The following is a 17,286-nucleotide window of genomic DNA, read 5'->3' as shown; positions in this document are numbered from 1 at the left end:
AGATACTAGACATGGCGACGGCGACGCAGGACAGCGCGGGGCTTCCGGACGGCTCGGACGAGCTGGAGCTCATGACCGGCGAGGCCGTCAGCCTCGACCTCAGGCCCACGAGCTTCGTGTTGCGCGCCGCCGGCGCGATCATCGATTTCGCCGTCTACTTCGGCCTCTGGTTGCTCATCCTGCTCGCCGTGTCTTCGCCTTTTTTCCGCGGATTCCTCGACGAGGCGAGCGCCGCGGCGGTCACCGTCACGGCCCTCGTGTTCTGCCTCGTCATCGCCCCGACCGCCGTGGAGACCCTCACCCAGGGCAAATCCCTCGGCAAGCTCGCGGTCGGTGCACGGATCGTGCGGGATGACGGCGGATCGATCGGCCTGCGCCACGCCTTCATCCGCGCGCTCACCGGCGTGCTGGAGGTGTTCTCCACCTTCGGGGGCATCGCGTCGATCACCGCACTGCTGAACGGTCGCACCAAGCGCATCGGCGACCTTCTTGCCGGCACCTACAGCCAGAACGAGAGGGTCTCCAAGGTCACTCCCCCGGTCTTCGGGGTGCCGGTCGAACTGCTCGGCTGGGCCACGACAGCCGACGTCGCGCGCCTGCCCGACGGCCTCTCCCGCCGCATCGCCCAATTCCTGCGCCAGGCACCGAGACTGACCCCGGACGCGCGCGCCCGCCTCTCCCGCTCGCTCGCCACCGAGGCATCCGTCTTCGTCTCGCCACTCCCGCAGGCGGACGCGGAACTCTTCCTCGCCGCGGTATCCGCTCTGCGCCGCGACCGCGAGTTCACCGGCCTGACGCTCGAGGCTCAGCGCCTCGAGCACGTGCGCCCCGCCCTCGAGGGTCTGCCGCACGGCTTCCCGGAGCGCTAGGGAAGGTTCAGCCTCGGCCCCTAGTACCGGTAGTGGTCGACCTTGTACGGTCCGTCGACGGGAACGCCGATGTACGCCGCCTGCTGGTCCGACAGCACAGTGAGTTTCACACCGAGCGCATCGAGGTGAAGACGGGCCACCTTCTCGTCCAGGTGCTTCGGAAGCACGTAAACGCCGAGCGGATAGTTCTCGCCCCGCACGTACAGCTCGATCTGCGCGAGCACCTGGTTGGTGAAGGAGTTGCTCATCACGAACGAGGGGTGCCCGGTGGCGTTACCGAGGTTCATCAGCCGACCTTCGGACAGCACGAGGATGCTGCGACCGGTGGGCAGCCGCCATTCGTGAACCTGCGGCTTGATCTCGATCTTCTCGGTACCGGCGAGCTTCTCCAGCCCGGCGATGTCGATCTCGTTGTCGAAGTGGCCCACGTTCGCGACGATGGCGAGGTGCTTCATCCCGAGCATGTGTTCGACGGTGAGCACGTTCTCGTTGCCGGTGCCCGTGACGAAGATGTCGACGTCGCCGACGACATCTTCGATGGTCGTCACCTGGAAGCCGTCCATCGCGGCCTGAAGCGCGTTGATCGGGTCGATCTCGCTCACGATCACGCGAGCACCCTGACCCTTGAGCGCTTCGGCGGCGCCCTTTCCGACATCCCCATAGCCCGCGACGAAGACGACCTTGCCGCCGATGAGCACATCGGTCGCCCGGTTGATGCCATCGGGCAGCGAGTGACGGATGCCGTACTTGTTGTCGAATTTGCTCTTGGTCACCGAATCGTTGACGTTGATGGCCGTGAACTGCAACTCGCCGGCTCGCGCCAACTCGTACAGGCGGTGGACACCGGTGGTGGTCTCCTCGGTCACGCCCATGATCTCGGAGGCGATGTTCGTCCACCGGTCGCGTGACGACGCGAGGGAGGCGCGAAGGGTGTCGAGGATCACACGCCATTCGTGCGTGTCGCTCTCGGTGGCATCCGGAACCGCTCCGGCTAGCTCGTATTCACGGCCCTTGTGCACGAGGATCGTGGCGTCTCCGCCATCGTCGAGGATCATGTTCGGACCGGCCCAGTTCTCGCCCGCAGCGGCGGCTTCGGCGCTCCAGTCGAAGATCTGGGAGGTGCACCACCAGTAGTCCTCGAGGGTCTCGCCCTTCCAGGCGAATACCGGCGACCCGGCAGGGTTCTCGACGGTGCCGTTCGGTCCGACCGCGATCGCGGCCGCCGCTTCATCCTGGGTAGAGAAGATGTTGCAGCTCGCCCAGCGCACCTGCGCCCCGAGCGCGACGAGGGTCTCGATGAGCACACCAGTCTGCACGGTCATGTGAAGCGATCCCGCGATCCGCGCACCGGCGAGAGGCTTCGACTCACCGAATTCCTCCCGCAGTGCCATGAGGCCGGGCATCTCGTTCTCGGCAAGGCGGAACTGGTGACGCCCCGACTCGGCGAGGGAGAGGTCGGCGACCTTGAACTGGAGAGCTGTGCTGGGAGTGCTGCTGGGCGCGGTGATCGTCATGGGCCTAGATTACGCGACAGCGCCTGCACTGTTCCTGTTATCCCCGCTGCATAACTCCTGCAATTCTCCCAACCACGGCGGATGGAACCCCCAGCCCGTTGGTGCGCCGAGCACTCCATCGGCAGACTGCAGGAGTTATGCGAGAAGAAGGGCGGGACTATTCGCGGATCAGGGCGAGTACGGCGTCGCGGATCCGTTCCATCACCGCCACCGTGCCGGCCTCCACATTCAGCCGAAGCAACGGCTCCGTGTTCGAGGGCCGCACATTGAACCACCAGAACGGCTCGTCTTGACCGACCATCCCGGTCACCGTCAGCCCGTCGAGCTCATCGAAGTCGCCCGTTCCGGTGTAGGCCTCCACGATGCGGTCGTAGGCGGCCGGAATGTCGGTGACTGTCGAGTTGACCTCTCCGCTCATCGCGTACGGGGTGTATCTCTTCGAGATCGCCGAGACCGGTTCCGACCCCGAGCCGAACTCGGCCAGGAAATGCATCGCGGCAAGCATGCCGTTGTCCGCACCCCAGAAATCGCGGAAGTAGTAATGCGCGGAATGCTCACCGCCGAAAATCGCGCCGGTGAGACGCATCTGGTCTTTGATGAGCGAATGACCGACCTTGGTGCGCACCGGAATCGCACCGGCCGCCTCGATGGTCTCCGCCACGATGTTCGAGGTGATGAGGTTGTGGAGCACGAAGATGTCGCCCTCCGGCTGCAGCGTGCGCACCCGGGTGATCTCCCGCAGCGCGACTACCGCCGCGACGGCGGAGGGGGTGACCGCCTCGCCCTTCTCGTCCACGACGAAACAGCGGTCGGCATCGCCGTCGAAAGCGAGCCCCAGGTCGGCCCCGTGCTCGACCACGGCCTTCTGCAGGTCCACGATGTTCTTCGGGTCCAGGGGATTGGCTTCGTGGTTGGGGAAGGTTCCGTCCAGTTCGAAATAGAGTGGGATGATCTCGATCGGCAATGCCGGCAACCCGGCAGCGGTCCCGAGTACCGCGGGCGCGGTCATCCCCCCCATGCCGTTGCCGGCGTCCACCACGACCCGGATGGGACGGATGCCGGCGAGGTCTACCAGCGAGCGCAGATAGACCGCGTAGTCGGCGATCACGTCAACCGTGCGGAAGGTACCCGGCTCGGCGACCGGCTCGACCGAAGCTTCGAGGTAGGCCTGCGCGCGGTCGCGGATCCCCTTGAGGCCGGTGTCGAAACTGATGCCCTGCGCGCCCGCGCGACTGAGTTTGATGCCGTTGTAGGTGGCCGGATTGTGGCTTGCGGTGAACATGGCTGCCGGAGCGTCGAAGTGGCCCGATGCGAAGTACGACTCGTCGGTGGAACACAAGCCGATCGAGAGCACGTTGCCACCCCGGGCCTGCACGCCCAGCGCGAACGCCGCGGCGAAGCCGGGGGACGAGTCTCGCATGTCATGCCCGACAACGACGTCCTTGCCCGCAGCGTCGATCTCATCCACGAATGCGGCTCCGAGAGCCGTCACGACCTCCGGCGTGAGCTGCGACCCGACGAGGCCTCGCACGTCGTAGGCCTTGATGAACGGTGCGAGGTCGATGGGGGCAGTCATACTGCCAATTTACAGGGGTCGGTGTTGCGCCTCGCCTGCCGTTCCCAGCGAGACGTGACGGATGACCTGCCAGCCCTGCGGCACCGAGAGTCGATCGGAGTGCTTCGCGCAGAGATCGTAGCTGTGCGGCTCCGCGGTGCGACTGAGCGGCCCAAGCACCGCCATCGAATCGGCGTAGACATAGGTGAGAGTCGATACGGCGTCATTCGCGCACGCGACTTTGCTACACGGTCGACCGTCCATTTGACTCCACCCTAGCGCCGCATCCGCCCGGATCCCGCCGCGTAGAATCGACGTATGGTCCGCTCCCGCATCGCCACTCCGTCGGGACGATCCGGATCCCGCGACCGACACGGCCGCGGCCTCCGCTCCGCGGTCACCGGGCCGCACCTGCCGTTGCTGCACACCCGCGCCGATCAATTCGACCTCACCGTGTCGGCGACGGCGGAATATCTCAAAGACCTGTGGCCGGATGACCTCGCCGGCGTCTCCTTCGAAGTCGCCGGCCTCCCGAGCAAGATCGCGCCCGCCGGGGGAATCGATCGCTGGTGCGTGATCGTGCCCGAGAACCGCGTGATCCTGTTCCGGCTGCCGATCGAACGCCTAGCCCGGCTGCATCGCACCGACGACATTCACCGGCGGATGCTCATCGAGAGTTGTGTCTTCAGGGCCGTGGCCGAGCTTCTCGGCAAAGACCCCTGGGACTTGGCACCGGAGCGTTTCCGCCACCTCTAGGGCCGTCGGCGCGGCCGCCGTTCGTCAGGGGTAGATGACGATCGGGCGGGAGGCGGGTGCCGACGGGCTCACGCTGAACGTGGCGAGCTGTCCGTCACCGAGGTAGCTCACCGAAAGAGCGAGCTCGTCGAAACCGGTGACGCGGTAGTTCGCTCCCCCGACCACCGCCTGGGTGATGGTGTGCCCCGCAGGCACGGCGACGGACAGGTCGGCTTCACCCGAGCGGGAGAGCGTGACCGTGGCATCCTTCTGGGTCGGATTCGCGAGGTGGAGCAGGGGCGTCGGGCCGGGGGCGATAGTCACCAGCGCGCGGCCGACCACACTCCTGGTCGAGGTCGACCAGGCGAAGTCGGACTGGCCCGTCGTGCCGACAGTGGAGATGCGTGCGCCAGCGACGAGCGGCTTGTCGGTGGCGATGGTCACCGTGTAGCTGCCGTCGGGATAGGAGTCGAGTGGCACCTCGGTGACGATTCCCGGTTGCACCACGACCCGCACCGGGGTCGCGGCCTCCGAACCGTTCTCCGGCACTATCGTGATCTCGGCTTTGGCAGAGTCCGTGCCCGGCACATACAGACGGATGATCGCACTCAGGTCGCCGAATCCGCTCTCCGCCTGGCGGGCGGCCACCGCCGTGCCGTTCGACAGGACGAGTCCGGGGATCACAGTGAGGGTAGAGGGCGCGGCCGACGTGCCGACGATGTCCACGCCGCCGGGCTCGAGGGTGCGCACTATGGACTGCTGCAGGTTGGCGACGACCTGGCCGCCACGGCTCTGCACCCGCACGACCGGGGAAGTGATGTTCGGCGCGAAGCCGGCGAGCGACAGCACTCTCTGCCCACCGGGAGGCACGACGATGCCATCGGTGCCCGCGGCGACGATCGGGCCGGTCTCGGAGAAGATACTGAGATTGACCGTCGCGACGACATTGCTCGGGTTGCTGAGGGTGATGAGTGTGGTTCGACCGGTGTCCGTGGCACCGCCGACCAGCCAACTGTCACTGCTTCCCTCTGCGCACTCGGCGGCAGCGAGTCCGACCAGGTCACCCGATGAGACGGCCTGCACCTGGCTGCCCGAGAGCAGCGGTACCGACGATGAGTTCGACCGCGGAGGGAGGGTCAGCAGGTCGGGGCCGACACCCGTGGTGCTGTCCGTCGACGCAAGGGGCTCGAGGGTCGCCTTGCCGACGGTCTGGCCGAAGCGCACTGCTGGTCTGCCGACCGAGGAGACCGAGGTCGCCGCCTGCCCGGTGTCATCCCCGAGCCGCAACAGGGGGCCGGCGCAGATGCGCTGCTGGGCGGATGCCACGGGGGTGACCAGCCGGGAGGCGGGGGGCGCCGTGTGACTGGGAAACGGCACGAGCACAGCTGCGCCGATGGCGACAGCAGCGACACCGATGCCGATCACCCCGGTGAGCACCCGCGCACCGACGAGAAGCGCGCCGCGCGCCGTTCTGGGAGCCTTCGTCACCGGCTCTGCGACATCCTCGACCTCGGTGACGTAGGCGCGGGTCTCGAGGGGCTCGTTCGGCCGAGCGTCGATCATGGGCCCTGTCTCGCCAGTGGGCGGAGTCTCGTCGGTGGGCTCAGTCATTCTCACCATCCCCGTCGAAGGTGTCGGCCGGTTGTCCGGGGTTCGATCCACTCACGGCGAGACGACGGCGGCGGCGCGCGGTGGGAATTCCGAGCAACAGAGTCATGCCGAAGACGATGCCCTGGGCGATCAAGATCAGGCTGCCGAGGGCCGTCTCGGTGTTGCCGACCGGGGTGACCGTCTTCTCGTTCGCGAGAGAGTTGAAGCGCCAGAGCAGGCCGTTGTCTGTGGCTCCGACCGGCGCGAACAGGGCATTGCTGTCCAGTGCCTCAGAAGTGCGTTTGTGCACCGCAGCGTCATCCGGCGACAGCAAGACGAAACCGATCGAGAGTCTGGTCAGTTCCGCCCCCGCGTCGAATCCGCTGCGCGAGGCCAAGTTGCCCGCGACCGTTGCGATGCGTCGCGACGTCGCGTCGGCAGAGGTGGAGGTGGCGGCGAGGGTCGACTGGTCGTCGAGGGTCGCTCCCGAGCCTCGTTGCACTGTGGCCGCGAGGGAGCCGCCGGGCTGGGGAGTGAGCACCAGGGTGCCGACGCGCGGATGCTCATCGGCCTCGGCCGTGACCACCGCCGGAAGGATGCGCGACCCGGCTTCGACCACTGCGGTCTTCAGCAGCACGCTTCCGAGCAGGGGCAGCACGAGAATCGTCGCGGTGACCGCAGTGAGGATGCCCACGGGCACGGCGAATCGCCCGAGGGCGTCGAGCGCCACGAGAGCGCTGGCAACAAGGCCGAGCCAGAACAGGCTGAGCCCCGCCCCGGTCCAGATGGGCACTGCACTCGAGCCGAGATGCGCGACCTGCAGGTGCGACGCGGCGACGGCGGTGCCGAAACCGAGAAGCGCGAGGATCATGGACGGGATAGCCCGGCGGGATCCCGGAACGAAGAGGGCGAGCAGCGCGAGAACGCCGATCGGCAGAAGAAGCGCCGCGACGATCACGGTCGCGGAGACTCCGGGGAGTCCGAAGGACTGCGCCACCGCCGACCATCCGTCGAGTCCCTGGGAGGGTGACAACAGACTGAGATGAAGTGAGCTGCTCGGCGTGGTGGGAGCGGGCACGCCGGGGTCGGCGAAAAGGGCGAGCGGATTTCCCCGCGCCACCTGTTGCACGATGAGGGGCGCGAAGAGGGCCACAGCCGGAATGGGGATGCCGAGGAGCCGGTGCACGCTCTTCGGCCGGGCGACGATCCAGGCCAGGAGCGCGATCACGAGCGCGGGCACGAGGCTCGGAGCGGATGCCGCAGTGGCGGCGAAGAGCAGAGCGGCCCCGGCCGACGCGGCCCACGATCGCGGAGCGTTGAGCGCTGCGAGCACGAGCCACGGAAGCAGCAGGTGGGCGATCACCGCTCCGAGGTGCCCTCCGCTCAGCGCACTGGAGAGCGGAGGGGCGATGGCCCAGAGGAACGCGGCGAGAGCGGGCAGAGACGACCGGGTGCTCAGCTGCCGGGCGGCGAACCAGGCACCCAGCGCGGCCAGCGGTAGCGCGAGCAGGTAGAGCAGCACGAGGCTGAATGATGGCGACCAGAAGGTGATCGATCCGAGCACGGCAAGAACGTAGGTGAAGGGGTCCGCCGCCCCGACGAAGCCGACCCCGATGTCGCGCCATCCGTACCCGACGTGTGACCAGAGTTGTTGCACGCTGTCGCTGAGCGGCAACAGAGCTCCGCCGGTGAGCGACGGCGCCCCGATGAGGGAACCCCAGGAGATCAGGCCGATGAGGCCGGCAAGCACCACGATCCACAGACCGCCGTGGGCGACGAAACCGGCGCGAGCCTCCGTGACCGTGACGGTGGACTGGGTGCGCTGCGCATCCCTCGCCTGGGCTCGCCGCTCGCGCACGGCCGCAGGTGGCATCCGGAGCGGGGCGATCGACGCCCACCCGACCCGCTTGGTGCGTTTGAGACTGCGACGGGCAGGCCCGATCCGGCTGCCGCCGAACGCCGCAGCGAGCGCCGAACCGAGTTCGCCACCGACCGCTCCGGGCCGCTTGGCAAGCAACTGGCCGATGGCACGGATGATGGCGAGAGGAAGGAGCGACAGCCAGTGGAACGGCAGGGCAGCAGCGGGCGCGTACACGAGTCGGCGGTGCAACTGCGCGGCACGGCGGGAGCTGGCCCTGCGCCGGTCGGACACGCTGGCGCGCCCGAACATCTCGGGTCCGCCGTCGCTGGCGACCTTGGCGCCCGGCACGACCACGACCCGGAAACCGGCGAGTCGCGCCCGCACCGAGAAGTCGAGTGCGGCATCCACGCTCGGCAGAGCCGGATCGAACCCGCCGAGGGCGGTCCAGAGGGTGCGCCTCACGAGCATGCCGCCGGCGGCCACCCCGAGCACGTCGGAGCGCACATCGTGCTGGGCCTGGTCGAGCTCTCCCTCGACGAGGGCGATCGACGCGCCGTAGTAGGTCATCGTCTCGCCGTATTCGGCGATGACGTCGGGCTCATCCCAGCGCATCAGCTTGGGACCGGCGACGGCGACGGATGGCGCGATCTCCACCGCGCCGAGCATGGCCTCCAGCGCGGCGGGCTGGGGCGCGTTGTCGTGGGCGAGCAGCCAGAGCCAGTCGTTCACGGATTCCGCCGGTGCCGCGACGGTGAGGGCGCGCTCCACGGCGGAGCCGAAATCCACCTTGCCGGTGGTCGTCACGAGCTGAGTGGGAGCGGATGCGGCGAGCATTTCCGCGGTGCGGTCGCTGGATCCGGCATCCACCGCGACTATCGCATCGGGTCGACGGGTCTGGCGAGCGAGCCCCGCGAGGGTTCGTTCGAGGTGCGCCGCCCCCGACCGGGCAACGAGTATCGCGGTGACTCTCGTTTGCATCCTGTCGAGACTAAGCGCGCTCAGCGGTCAGCGCGACGTGACACGCACGGGAGCCCCAGATCGCCGCCCGGCGAGAGCGCCCGCTGGTCGAGTAGCGCCCTCCAGGGCGCACATCGAGACCGCCAGGTGCATCGCCCCTAGGCGCGCTTCCGCAGCTTGCGTCGCTCGCGCTCCGACAGTCCGCCCCAGATGCCGAATCGCTCGTCGTTGGCCAGCGCGTACTCGAGGCACTGGTTGCGCACCTCGCAGGAGGTGCAGATCTTCTTCGCGTCCCGCGTTGATCCACCCTTCTCGGGGAAGAATGCCTCGGGGTCCGTCTGTGCACACAGCGAATCCGTCTGCCACGCGAGTTGGTTTTCATCGGCAGCGATCGCATCGACCTGGCGCACGCCGGGAACACCGAGGCGCACCGGATCCACGAACCAGTTGTCCGGGACGACGCCCCCTGGTACAGCGCGGCGATAATCTTCTGGCGCCATAACACAGTCTCCCCTCCGCGATCACGTACGACTTGCGCAAACGCGTTAGGGATAATTACACCGGTGTAGTTAGGCATCCGTCAAGTCGCAAATCGTAAAGGCTCAATCCCGCCTCGAGGGTTCGCGACGCGCCGGGCCCCTCAAATGGGGGGCAGCATATCGTGCGCTTGCGGCGAAAGCCTGTCAGGCGACTGAGCTCTGCCGGGCCGCCCACGCGCTGGAGACCATCTCGGCGAGGCTGTGGCGCATCGTCCAATCGAGGTCACGGGCGGCGAGGTCGCCAGCGGAGACGATGCGCGCCGGGTCTCCGGGGCGCCGTGGGGCGATCTCCGGGGTGAACGGGATGCCCGTGACATCCGCCACCGTCGCCATGATCTGGCCAACAGAGACGCCGTCTCCGCTGCCGAGGTTGTAGGCGGCTTCGAGCGGCTCTCCCGCATCGAGACGCCGAGCGGCAGCGACGTGAGAGACCGCCAGGTCGGAGACATGGATGTAGTCGCGCACGTTCGTGCCGTCGGGCGTGGGGTAGTCGTCGCCGTTGATGTGCGGAGTCCGCCCTTCGGCGAGCGCGTCGAACACCAGCGGGAAGAGATTGTGCGGACTCGTGTCCCGCAGCGACGGGTCTCCCGAGCCCACGACGTTGAAGTAGCGAAGGGAGGTGTGGCGGAGCCCGGTGGCGACCCCCTGGTCGCGCAACAGCCACTCGCCGATGAGCTTCGACTCCCCGTAGGGCGACTGCGGGTTCTTCGGGGTGTCCTCGGTGACCAGATCGACATCCGGCGTTCCGAACACCGCGGCGCTCGAGGAGAAGACGATGCGGTCGACTCCACGGTCCTGCATCGCGGCCAAGAGAACCGCGGTGCCGGTCACATTCTGCTCATAGGTATGAAGCGGGCGCTGCACGCTCACCCCGGCGTACTTGAAGCCCGCGACGTGGATGACCCCGGTCACGTGGTGTCGCTTGAGAGTGTCGAGGACCAGGTCGCCGTCGAGGATCGTGCCGCGGACTAAGGGGACGCCTCTCGGCACGAACTCCGCGTGGCCGCTCGAGAGGTCATCCAGCACCACCGGCGTGAGCCCGGCATCCTGCAGCGCTCGAACCACGTGGGCTCCGATGTAGCCGGCGCCGCCGGTCACTAACCAGGTCATGGCTACAGGCTAGTGGGGTCGCCCGGGCTGCCGGCGGTACCCGTCTCGCCGACCGACGACTATCGAGCCGACGACGGCCCATGCGGTGAGTGTTCCCATGACGAGTGCGAAAGTGATCATGGCAGAAAATCTATGACTTGAGAGTTACTGCCACGAGTGGCAGGATTGCCATCGTTCCGCTCATTCCCGCCACAGGAGTCGCCGTGTTGAAGAAGATCGTGCTCCTCGCCCTCCCCGGAGTCGCCCCCTTCGAATTCGGAGTGATCTGCGAGGTCTTCGGCATCGACCGTTCCGACATGGGCGGCCCCTCGTTCGACTTCACAATCGCGACGGCCACCCCGGGGCGTGTGCGCACGAGCCTCGGCTACGACATGGTCATCGAATCCGGACTGGATGTTGCGGCCGATGCCGACCTCATCGCGGTGCCGGCGCACTCGGTGGATCCCGCGGACTTCAGTCCGATCGACGAGCGCTACCTCGAGGTGATCCGCGCCGCGGAGGCTCGCGGCGCCTGGGTGTTGAGCGTCTGCAGCGGAGCCTTCGCTCTGGCCCAGGCCGGCATCCTCGAGGGGCGCCGCGCCACGACCCATTGGATGCACGCCGAACAGCTCGCCGCGCGCTATCCGGGCTCGACCGTCGACGCCGACGCGCTCTACGTGGAGGATCGCAAGGTCGTCACGAGCGCGGGCACGGCGGCGGGCATCGACGCCGCGTTGCACATCGTGCGCAAGGAGCTGGGAGCATCGGTTGCCAACGTCGTCGCCCGGCGCATGGTGGTGCCACCCCAGCGCGACGGCGGCCAGGCCCAGTACATCCAGTCGCCGCTCAGTGAGGACTGCGCCGACTCCTTCGCCGAGGTCGCGGAGTGGATGCTGCAGCACCTCGGTGAAGACCTTCCTGTCGAGCAGCTCGCGCGGAGAGCACTCATGTCGCCGCGCACCTTCGCCCGGCGGTTCCGTGCAGACATGGGGACGACTCCCGCGGCGTGGCTGAACCGGCAGCGCATCATCCGCGCCCAGCAGTTGCTCGAGCAGACCGAGCTGAGCCTCGAGACTGTCGCGGCCGACACCGGTTTCGGTGCCGCGGCGGTGATGCGTCATCACTTCGTGAAGGTGCTGCAGGTGACCCCCACGGCCTACCGGCGGGCGTTCTCTGAAAGGGTGCCGGCGTAGCAGCCTGCGCTTTCTCCGACCGCCTTCCGCCGCCACCTCCCTCAAAACGCAGGAGATTCGCCGCGAAAACGCCCACTCGGCGGCGTTCGTCACGGTTTCGTGGCGAATCTCCCGCGTTTTCGTTGGACGTGGGATCGCGCTTTCGATCGCGAGAGGATGCCTCGCACGCGATCGGTACGCGGTTCGAGGCGATACGGCCGGCGAGCGCGGATCGCGGTGAGCGCGAGGTCATCCGCTCGGCATCGCCGTACGGCGAGAAGGATGCGCGCGAAGTCACCGTAGAGCTGCCTATAGGTGAATCGCAGGACCCGATCCCCCGTGATCGACATCGTCGTATCCCTGTCGTGGTCGTTCTCCCACGAGTTCGACGTCGTGGCCGTCCACGCCGGATCGTGTTGCCCGCCGTCGATCTCGACGAAGGTGTGGGGCCCGACCTGAAAGTCGAGTCGTCCGACACCCCGGCGCAACACCTGTTGAACCACGGAGAGACCCGAGTCCGTGGCCCAGAGTCGGAAGAACGTCTCGCCATGCGATTCGTCGAGCGCACTCACCAACTCTCGCCACTTGCGCACGTCACCCGGCGCGCGGGCGAATACGGCATCCATCCGGCGATCGGTCCACTTCTCGAAATGCATCACGAGGCTCGCGCACGCGACAGCAATGTCACGAGGTTCATCGATCAACCCCTGCAGAAGGGCATCGTCCATGGACACCCTCCAGCGGGACTCCGCGGAAGCCAGACGGTCCACCCAGTGGATGCGCACATCGCGCTCGCTCGCGAGACGCGTCCGGCGATCGTGTGTCGATCGAAGCCGACCGGCGGTCGCCTTGACCGCGATGTGGGTCTCCGGTCGTCGGGGAACGGGGATTCCGTAGGACTCGAGCGCGGAGATCGAGGTCAAACGCCCACCCACCCTCACCGCGCGGATCGCGCACTCCGGGGCATCCGGCACCGAGTACCAGCCCTGCCTCACCCGGAATATCCGGCGGTCACCCAGGGCTGCGCGGATCGAACTGTCGGAATGGCCGAGCGCCAGAAGGTCCCTCCGTCGCAGGAACCAGCCAGATCGTCGAACGAGCGTGTCGATGGGCGTCATCGCCGAAGCATCCCGGCACCCGGAGATCCTGCGTGCCACCGCCTACCGATCTGGGGAGATCGTCGCGCGCATCTGCCGGGGGAGGACAGGTCACCGCGCGAGTCGTCACCAAAACGCAGGAGATTCGCCGCCACAACGCCCCTTCGGCGGCAAACCGTAGCGTTTCGTGGCGAATCTCCTGCGTTTTGGGGAGGGCTCGACACGGAATGGGCACCACGGCACACTCACGCCGCGCGCACTACCCGCTTACGCCCCCGTCGTCGCCACGAAAACGGTGCCGGACCCCGTGAACCGCAACCCCGCCTCATCCGGCGTGATGAAGACCGCGTCCCCGAGCTCCAGCGAGACGGATGACACCGAGCCCGAGATCGATACCTCGCCCGCCGTGCACAGTGCGATCGCCGGCCCAGTGAGCGCGACCGAGGCGTCGAGGAACATGCCGTCCACGCGAACGAGTTCGAAGTCCGGCACATCCGGGGTGAAGGCCGCGACGCCTTCGGAGGGAGAGGTCGACTGAAGGTAGGGAACGGGCACCGGTGTGAAGTCCAGCACGTCGAGCAGCTCCGGCACATCGATGTGCTTCGGCGTGAGGCCTCCGCGCAGCACGTTGTCCGAAGCGGCCATCAGCTCTACGCCGAGGCCGCTGAGGTAGGCGTGGATGTTGCCGGCTGGCAGGTAGAGCGCCTCCCCCGCCCTGAGCGTCACACGATTGAGCAACAGGGCGATCACGATGCCAGGATCCCCCGGATACTCCTCCGCGAGCTGCGAGACCGTCGCCATCTCGGCGTCGTATCCCGCCACTCCGCGGGACGCCAGCGTGGTGACGAGCGACACGAGGGTCGCGACCCCGGTGCGCCTGCCGATGAGCCATTCGAAGGTCTCCGGCAGCGCGACATCCGACCCCGAGAGGGAGTCGAGCAGGTCCTCGAGCGGCTGCGGCTGGGGGTCCTCCAGCGCATTGGACGCCTCGATCAATGCGTGAAGTAGCGCGCGAACCTCATCGAGAGGGCGGAATCCGCAGAGCGCGTCGAAAGTCGGCGATAGCGCGTAGATCAACTCCGGCTTGGGAAAAGCGTCTTTGTAGTTGCGCTGCGGAGCATCGAGGGCGATGCCGAGCTCGTTCTCGCGGTCGAATCCGGCCTGTGCCTGATCGAGAGTCGGGTGTGCCTGCAGCGAGAGCGGGGACGCGGCGGCGAGCACCTTCAGCAGGAACGGGAGCCGCCCGGATGCCGCGAACCGCCCGAGCGTCGTCTGAGGGTCGGCCGCAATCCACTCAGCGAGATCCGTCGCGCCGCCCGTCTGGGTGGGATCGAGGATCGTGCTCGGCGAGCCGGCATGCGCCCCGAGCCAGAGCTCGGCCTCAGGATCACCGGATATCTCGCGGCCGAGCAGTTTCGCGATCGCGGTCGTCGATCCCCACGCGTACGGCCGGGGGGTGTTGGTGATGCCTACAAACATCCGCGGGTTCCTTCGATCGGGGGTTAGACAAAACTACCAATCGCTTGGCCAACGCCCAGAATCGGCGCTTAAAGTGGGAAAGATGTCTCTCTCACGCAATGGAGCCCCGATGACCCTCACCGCAGAAAACGCGCAGTCCGCCGACGAACTGGCCCCCTTCACCCCGCTGATCAGCGACTTCTACGGATACGAGAGCCTGCTCAGCGAACACGAGAAGCAGTACATCGTGAAGCTCCGTGCATTCCTCGAGTCCGAGGTGCGCCCGATCATGAACGACCTCTGGACCAAGGCGGAATTCTTCCCCCGTCACATCGTCGACGGTCTCGCCGAACTCGGTCTCTTCGGGCAGTCCTACCCGGAGACCCAGCAGTTTCCCAATAGCGCGACGTTCCGCGGCTGGGTCGCCCTGGAACTCGCTCGAGTGGATGCCTCGGTCGCCACCCTCGTCGGCATGCAGAACGGCCTCGTGATGGGGTCCATCGCCGTTGCCGGATCGCCGGAGCAGCGCGCCGAGTGGCTGCCCCGCTTCGCCAGCGGCGAGCTGCTCGGGGCATTCGGACTCACCGAACCCCTCTCCGGATCCGACACCGCCCAGGGCTTGCAGACCGTCGCGAAGCGCGACGGCGACAACTGGGTGATCAATGGTGCGAAGCGATGGATCGGCAACGGTTCGATCAGCGATGTCACGATCATCTGGGCGCGGGATGCCGACGACAACCAGGTCAAGGGCTTCATCGTGCCGACGACCACCGAGGGATACTCCGCGAAGCGGATCGAGAACAAGCAGGCCCTGCGCATCGTGCAGAACGCCGACATCGTGCTCACCAACGTGATCGTGCCGGAAGCGAACCGCCTTCAGGGTTCCAAGTCGTTCCGCGAGACCGCCGCCGTGCTTCGACTGACACGGGCCGAAGTGGCCTGGGCCGCGGTCGGCAACTCGGTGGGCGCCTACGAGGCGGCCGTCGAGTACGCCGGCTCCCGCATCCAGTTCGGAAAGCCCATCGGCAGCCACCAGCTGGTGCAGGAGTTGCTCGCCAAGAGCCTCGCCAACATCACCGCATCGATCGGAGTCGTCACTCGCGTCTCCGACATGCTGGACGAGGGGACTCAGCGCGACGAGCACTCGTCTCTGGCGAAGGAGTTCACGACCCGACACATGCGCGAGACGGTCGCCTGGTGCCGCGAGCTCTTCGGCGGCAATGGCATCGTCATGGACTACGGCGTCATCAAGTACTTCGCGGACGCCGAAGCCATCTACTCCTACGAGGGGACGCGCGAGATGAACACCCTCATCGTCGGGCGCGCGATCACCGGCAAGGCCGCGTTCGTCTGATCCGCACCAGAGCTCGAGTAGGTCGCCCAGCGGGCAGCCCCCGGTGGTCGAGTAGGTCGCCCAGCGACCGTATCGAGACCCCGAGTCGGTCTCGATACGCGCGCCAGAGCGCGCTTCTCGACCAGCGGTTCCCCGCACCGCATACCCTGTTCTCTATGAACACACTCGACAGCCACGGGTTCCGCTTGGGATTCGCGACCTTCGTGTTGTTCACCGGAATCGCCGGCGACTTCTGGAGAAACTCCTTCAGCTGGTACGGCTACGGCGTCTTCGTCGTGGTCATCGCAGCGATCTCGGTCGTGGTGTTGGTGCACAATCGAGCACGCTTCCGTCTCGGATCGCTGCCCTATCCGCTGCTCGCCTTCATCGCCCTGGCTTTTCTCTCGATCGCCTGGTCGTTCTATCCCGGATTCACCGCGCTCGGCGCCGTCGTGCTGTTGCTGACCACCGCTTCGGTGGTCTCGATCGCGGTGACGGTGACGTGGCCGGAGCTCCTGATCGTGCTCGGCTGGGTCTTCCGGCTGGTGCTCGGGCTCTCGTTCCTCTTCGAATTCATCGTCTCGGCGATCATCCGGCATCCGATCTACCCGGTCTGGGTGACGCCCGAAAGCAACCCCGCCAAGTTGCTCTACTGGTCGCGAGACCTGCTCTTCGATCTCGGAAAGATCCAGGGTATCGTCGGCAACTCGAGCCTCCTGGCCATGGCCGCTCTGCTCGGGCTCATCGTGTTCGCGATCCAGCTCGCCTCGAAGTCAGTGAAACGCGGATGGGGCTGGTTCTGGCTGGCCGTCGCCATCCTCACGATCGCGCTCACCCGATCCGCCACCATCTTCGTCGCACTGGCTGCCGTGGTAGTCGTGGCGCTTGCCGCGCTGATCGTGCGGCGGGCCGGTACTCCCCGTCGACGGGCCTATGCCTACGGCGGAATAGTCATCGTCGCCGCGGGCCTCGCGGTGCTGGCGGATGTCGCGCAGAGCCGCATTCTCGAGCTGCTCGGCAAGAGTTCCGACTTCACCGGCCGCTTCACCATCTGGCACGAGGTCATCGCGCTTGCCCAGCAGCGTCCGGGTGCGGGCTGGGGATGGCTCGGCTACTGGATCGTCTGGATCGCGCCATTCGACACCCTCAAGAAGGCCGGGGGCGTTCAGCCACCCCACGCCCACGACGCCTGGCTCGATGTCTGGCTGCAGCTCGGTGTCATCGGACTCGTCGTCTTCGGTGCGCTCGTGCTTGCGACCCTCGTGCGCTCCTGGCTGATCGCCATCGACCCGGTTGTCACCTCGCCTCGCGACCCGGGCTCCCACCTCTGGCTCTCGTTACTCCCTCTCCTCATCCTCACCGCGCAGTTGGTGCAGAGCCTTGCCGAGAGCCGCATCCTGCTCGAGGGGGGACTGATGCTGCTGGTGATCTGGGCGGTCAAGACGAAGACCAGTCCGCTCGGCCTCGAGCCGGTACCCCCGGAGCTCTCCCCCGCCACCCTGCGGAGCAGACCGTGA

The 17,286-nt window shown here is 67.0% G+C and carries 14 protein-coding genes; 5 read left to right on the top strand and 9 right to left on the bottom strand.

The features are described 5' to 3' along the window. Positions 1–11 precede the first annotated feature (11 nt). Positions 12–869 (top strand): RDD family protein, encoded by an 858-nt coding sequence (locus F1C58_RS03165; protein WP_255461233.1) that lies wholly within the window; start codon positions 12–14, stop codon positions 867–869. A 20-nt stretch (positions 870–889) separates the two neighbouring features. Here the strand turns inward: F1C58_RS03165 and ahcY are convergent, their stop codons facing one another. The 3 genes from ahcY to F1C58_RS03150 all read right to left on the bottom strand — a co-directional run bounded on the left by ahcY (position 890) and on the right by F1C58_RS03150 (position 4,202). Further along, entirely contained in the window at positions 890–2,383 is a 1,494-nt protein-coding gene (ahcY, locus tag F1C58_RS03160) for an adenosylhomocysteinase (RefSeq protein WP_185202572.1), read from the bottom strand. A 157-nt stretch (positions 2,384–2,540) separates the two neighbouring features. Next, positions 2,541–3,959 (bottom strand): phosphomannomutase/phosphoglucomutase, encoded by a 1,419-nt coding sequence (locus F1C58_RS03155; protein ID WP_185202571.1) that lies wholly within the window; start codon positions 3,957–3,959, stop codon positions 2,541–2,543. A 9-nt stretch (positions 3,960–3,968) separates the two neighbouring features. Next, the gene (locus F1C58_RS03150) at positions 3,969–4,202 is read right to left on the bottom strand and encodes a DUF3499 family protein (protein ID WP_185202570.1); all 234 of its coding nucleotides are present in this window, start codon (positions 4,200–4,202) and stop codon (positions 3,969–3,971) included. 54 nt (positions 4,203–4,256) lie between these two features. Between F1C58_RS03150 and F1C58_RS03145 the strand changes: the two genes are divergently transcribed. Continuing rightward, the gene (locus F1C58_RS03145; RefSeq protein ID WP_185202569.1) at positions 4,257–4,694 is read left to right on the top strand and encodes a metallopeptidase family protein; all 438 of its coding nucleotides are present in this window, start codon (positions 4,257–4,259) and stop codon (positions 4,692–4,694) included. A gap of 24 nt (positions 4,695–4,718) precedes the next feature. On the opposite strand, the gene F1C58_RS03140 is transcribed toward F1C58_RS03145, so the two are convergent. From F1C58_RS03140 to galE, 4 genes are all read right to left on the bottom strand, one after another. After that, positions 4,719–6,284 carry a DUF5719 family protein gene (locus F1C58_RS03140; protein ID WP_185202568.1) on the bottom strand — a complete coding sequence of 522 codons (1,566 nt, stop codon included), beginning with the start codon at positions 6,282–6,284 and terminating at the stop codon, positions 4,719–4,721. Beyond that, positions 6,277–9,102: a glycosyltransferase family 2 protein gene (locus tag F1C58_RS03135; protein ID WP_185202567.1), complete on the bottom strand. Its 2,826-nt coding sequence runs from the start codon at positions 9,100–9,102 to the stop codon at positions 6,277–6,279. The genes F1C58_RS03140 and F1C58_RS03135 overlap by 8 nt, the downstream gene beginning before the upstream one ends. Before the next feature lie 137 nt (positions 9,103–9,239). Then, positions 9,240–9,581: a WhiB family transcriptional regulator gene (locus F1C58_RS03130; RefSeq protein WP_185202566.1), complete on the bottom strand. Its 342-nt coding sequence runs from the start codon at positions 9,579–9,581 to the stop codon at positions 9,240–9,242. A gap of 183 nt (positions 9,582–9,764) precedes the next feature. Then, positions 9,765–10,730 carry a UDP-glucose 4-epimerase GalE gene (galE, locus tag F1C58_RS03125; RefSeq protein ID WP_185202565.1) on the bottom strand — a complete coding sequence of 322 codons (966 nt, stop codon included), beginning with the start codon at positions 10,728–10,730 and terminating at the stop codon, positions 9,765–9,767. A gap of 137 nt (positions 10,731–10,867) precedes the next feature. Between galE and F1C58_RS03120 the strand changes: the two genes are divergently transcribed. Continuing rightward, a complete protein-coding gene (locus F1C58_RS03120; RefSeq protein ID WP_370543682.1) occupies positions 10,868–11,902 on the top strand; it encodes a GlxA family transcriptional regulator in 1,035 nt (344 codons plus the stop codon). Between the two features lie 89 nt (positions 11,903–11,991). On the opposite strand, the gene F1C58_RS03115 is transcribed toward F1C58_RS03120, so the two are convergent. Both F1C58_RS03115 and manA read right to left on the bottom strand, forming a co-directional pair. Then, positions 11,992–12,999 carry a hypothetical protein gene (locus tag F1C58_RS03115; RefSeq protein WP_185202564.1) on the bottom strand — a complete coding sequence of 336 codons (1,008 nt, stop codon included), beginning with the start codon at positions 12,997–12,999 and terminating at the stop codon, positions 11,992–11,994. Between the two features lie 246 nt (positions 13,000–13,245). After that, positions 13,246–14,457 carry a mannose-6-phosphate isomerase, class I gene (gene manA, locus F1C58_RS03110; protein ID WP_185202563.1) on the bottom strand — a complete coding sequence of 404 codons (1,212 nt, stop codon included), beginning with the start codon at positions 14,455–14,457 and terminating at the stop codon, positions 13,246–13,248. Positions 14,458–14,566: 109 nt separating this feature from the next. Here manA and F1C58_RS03105 point away from each other — a divergent pair, with 109 nt between their 5' ends. Then, positions 14,567–15,790 (top strand): acyl-CoA dehydrogenase family protein, encoded by a 1,224-nt coding sequence (locus F1C58_RS03105; protein ID WP_185203962.1) that lies wholly within the window; start codon positions 14,567–14,569, stop codon positions 15,788–15,790. Positions 15,791–15,945: 155 nt separating this feature from the next. Further along, the gene (locus F1C58_RS03100; RefSeq protein ID WP_185202562.1) at positions 15,946–17,286 is read left to right on the top strand and encodes an O-antigen ligase; all 1,341 of its coding nucleotides are present in this window, start codon (positions 15,946–15,948) and stop codon (positions 17,284–17,286) included.

It is taken from the genome of Glaciihabitans sp. INWT7, assembly GCF_014217685.1.
In the GTDB taxonomy this organism is placed as follows: Bacteria; Actinomycetota; Actinomycetes; order Actinomycetales; family Microbacteriaceae; genus Lacisediminihabitans.
The sequence above is the reverse complement of the archived record's forward strand: the minus strand, read 5'-3'. Positions and strand labels throughout refer to the sequence as shown.

Coding starts and splice junctions, on each gene's coding strand:
- F1C58_RS03165 (WP_255461233.1), top strand. CDS start 12: ATGGCGACGGCGACGCAGGACAGCGCGGGGCTTCCGGACGGCTCGGAC.
- ahcY (WP_185202572.1), bottom strand. CDS start 2,383: ATGACGATCACCGCGCCCAGCAGCACTCCCAGCACAGCTCTCCAGTTC.
- F1C58_RS03155 (WP_185202571.1), bottom strand. CDS start 3,959: ATGACTGCCCCCATCGACCTCGCACCGTTCATCAAGGCCTACGACGTG.
- F1C58_RS03150 (WP_185202570.1), bottom strand. CDS start 4,202: ATGGACGGTCGACCGTGTAGCAAAGTCGCGTGCGCGAATGACGCCGTA.
- F1C58_RS03145 (WP_185202569.1), top strand. CDS start 4,257: ATGGTCCGCTCCCGCATCGCCACTCCGTCGGGACGATCCGGATCCCGC.
- F1C58_RS03140 (WP_185202568.1), bottom strand. CDS start 6,284: ATGACTGAGCCCACCGACGAGACTCCGCCCACTGGCGAGACAGGGCCC.
- F1C58_RS03135 (WP_185202567.1), bottom strand. CDS start 9,102: ATGCAAACGAGAGTCACCGCGATACTCGTTGCCCGGTCGGGGGCGGCG.
- F1C58_RS03130 (WP_185202566.1), bottom strand. CDS start 9,581: ATGGCGCCAGAAGATTATCGCCGCGCTGTACCAGGGGGCGTCGTCCCG.
- galE (WP_185202565.1), bottom strand. CDS start 10,730: ATGACCTGGTTAGTGACCGGCGGCGCCGGCTACATCGGAGCCCACGTG.
- F1C58_RS03115 (WP_185202564.1), bottom strand. CDS start 12,999: ATGACGCCCATCGACACGCTCGTTCGACGATCTGGCTGGTTCCTGCGA.
- manA (WP_185202563.1), bottom strand. CDS start 14,457: ATGTTTGTAGGCATCACCAACACCCCCCGGCCGTACGCGTGGGGATCG.
- F1C58_RS03105 (WP_185203962.1), top strand. CDS start 14,567: ATGACCCTCACCGCAGAAAACGCGCAGTCCGCCGACGAACTGGCCCCC.
- F1C58_RS03100 (WP_185202562.1), top strand. CDS start 15,946: ATGAACACACTCGACAGCCACGGGTTCCGCTTGGGATTCGCGACCTTC.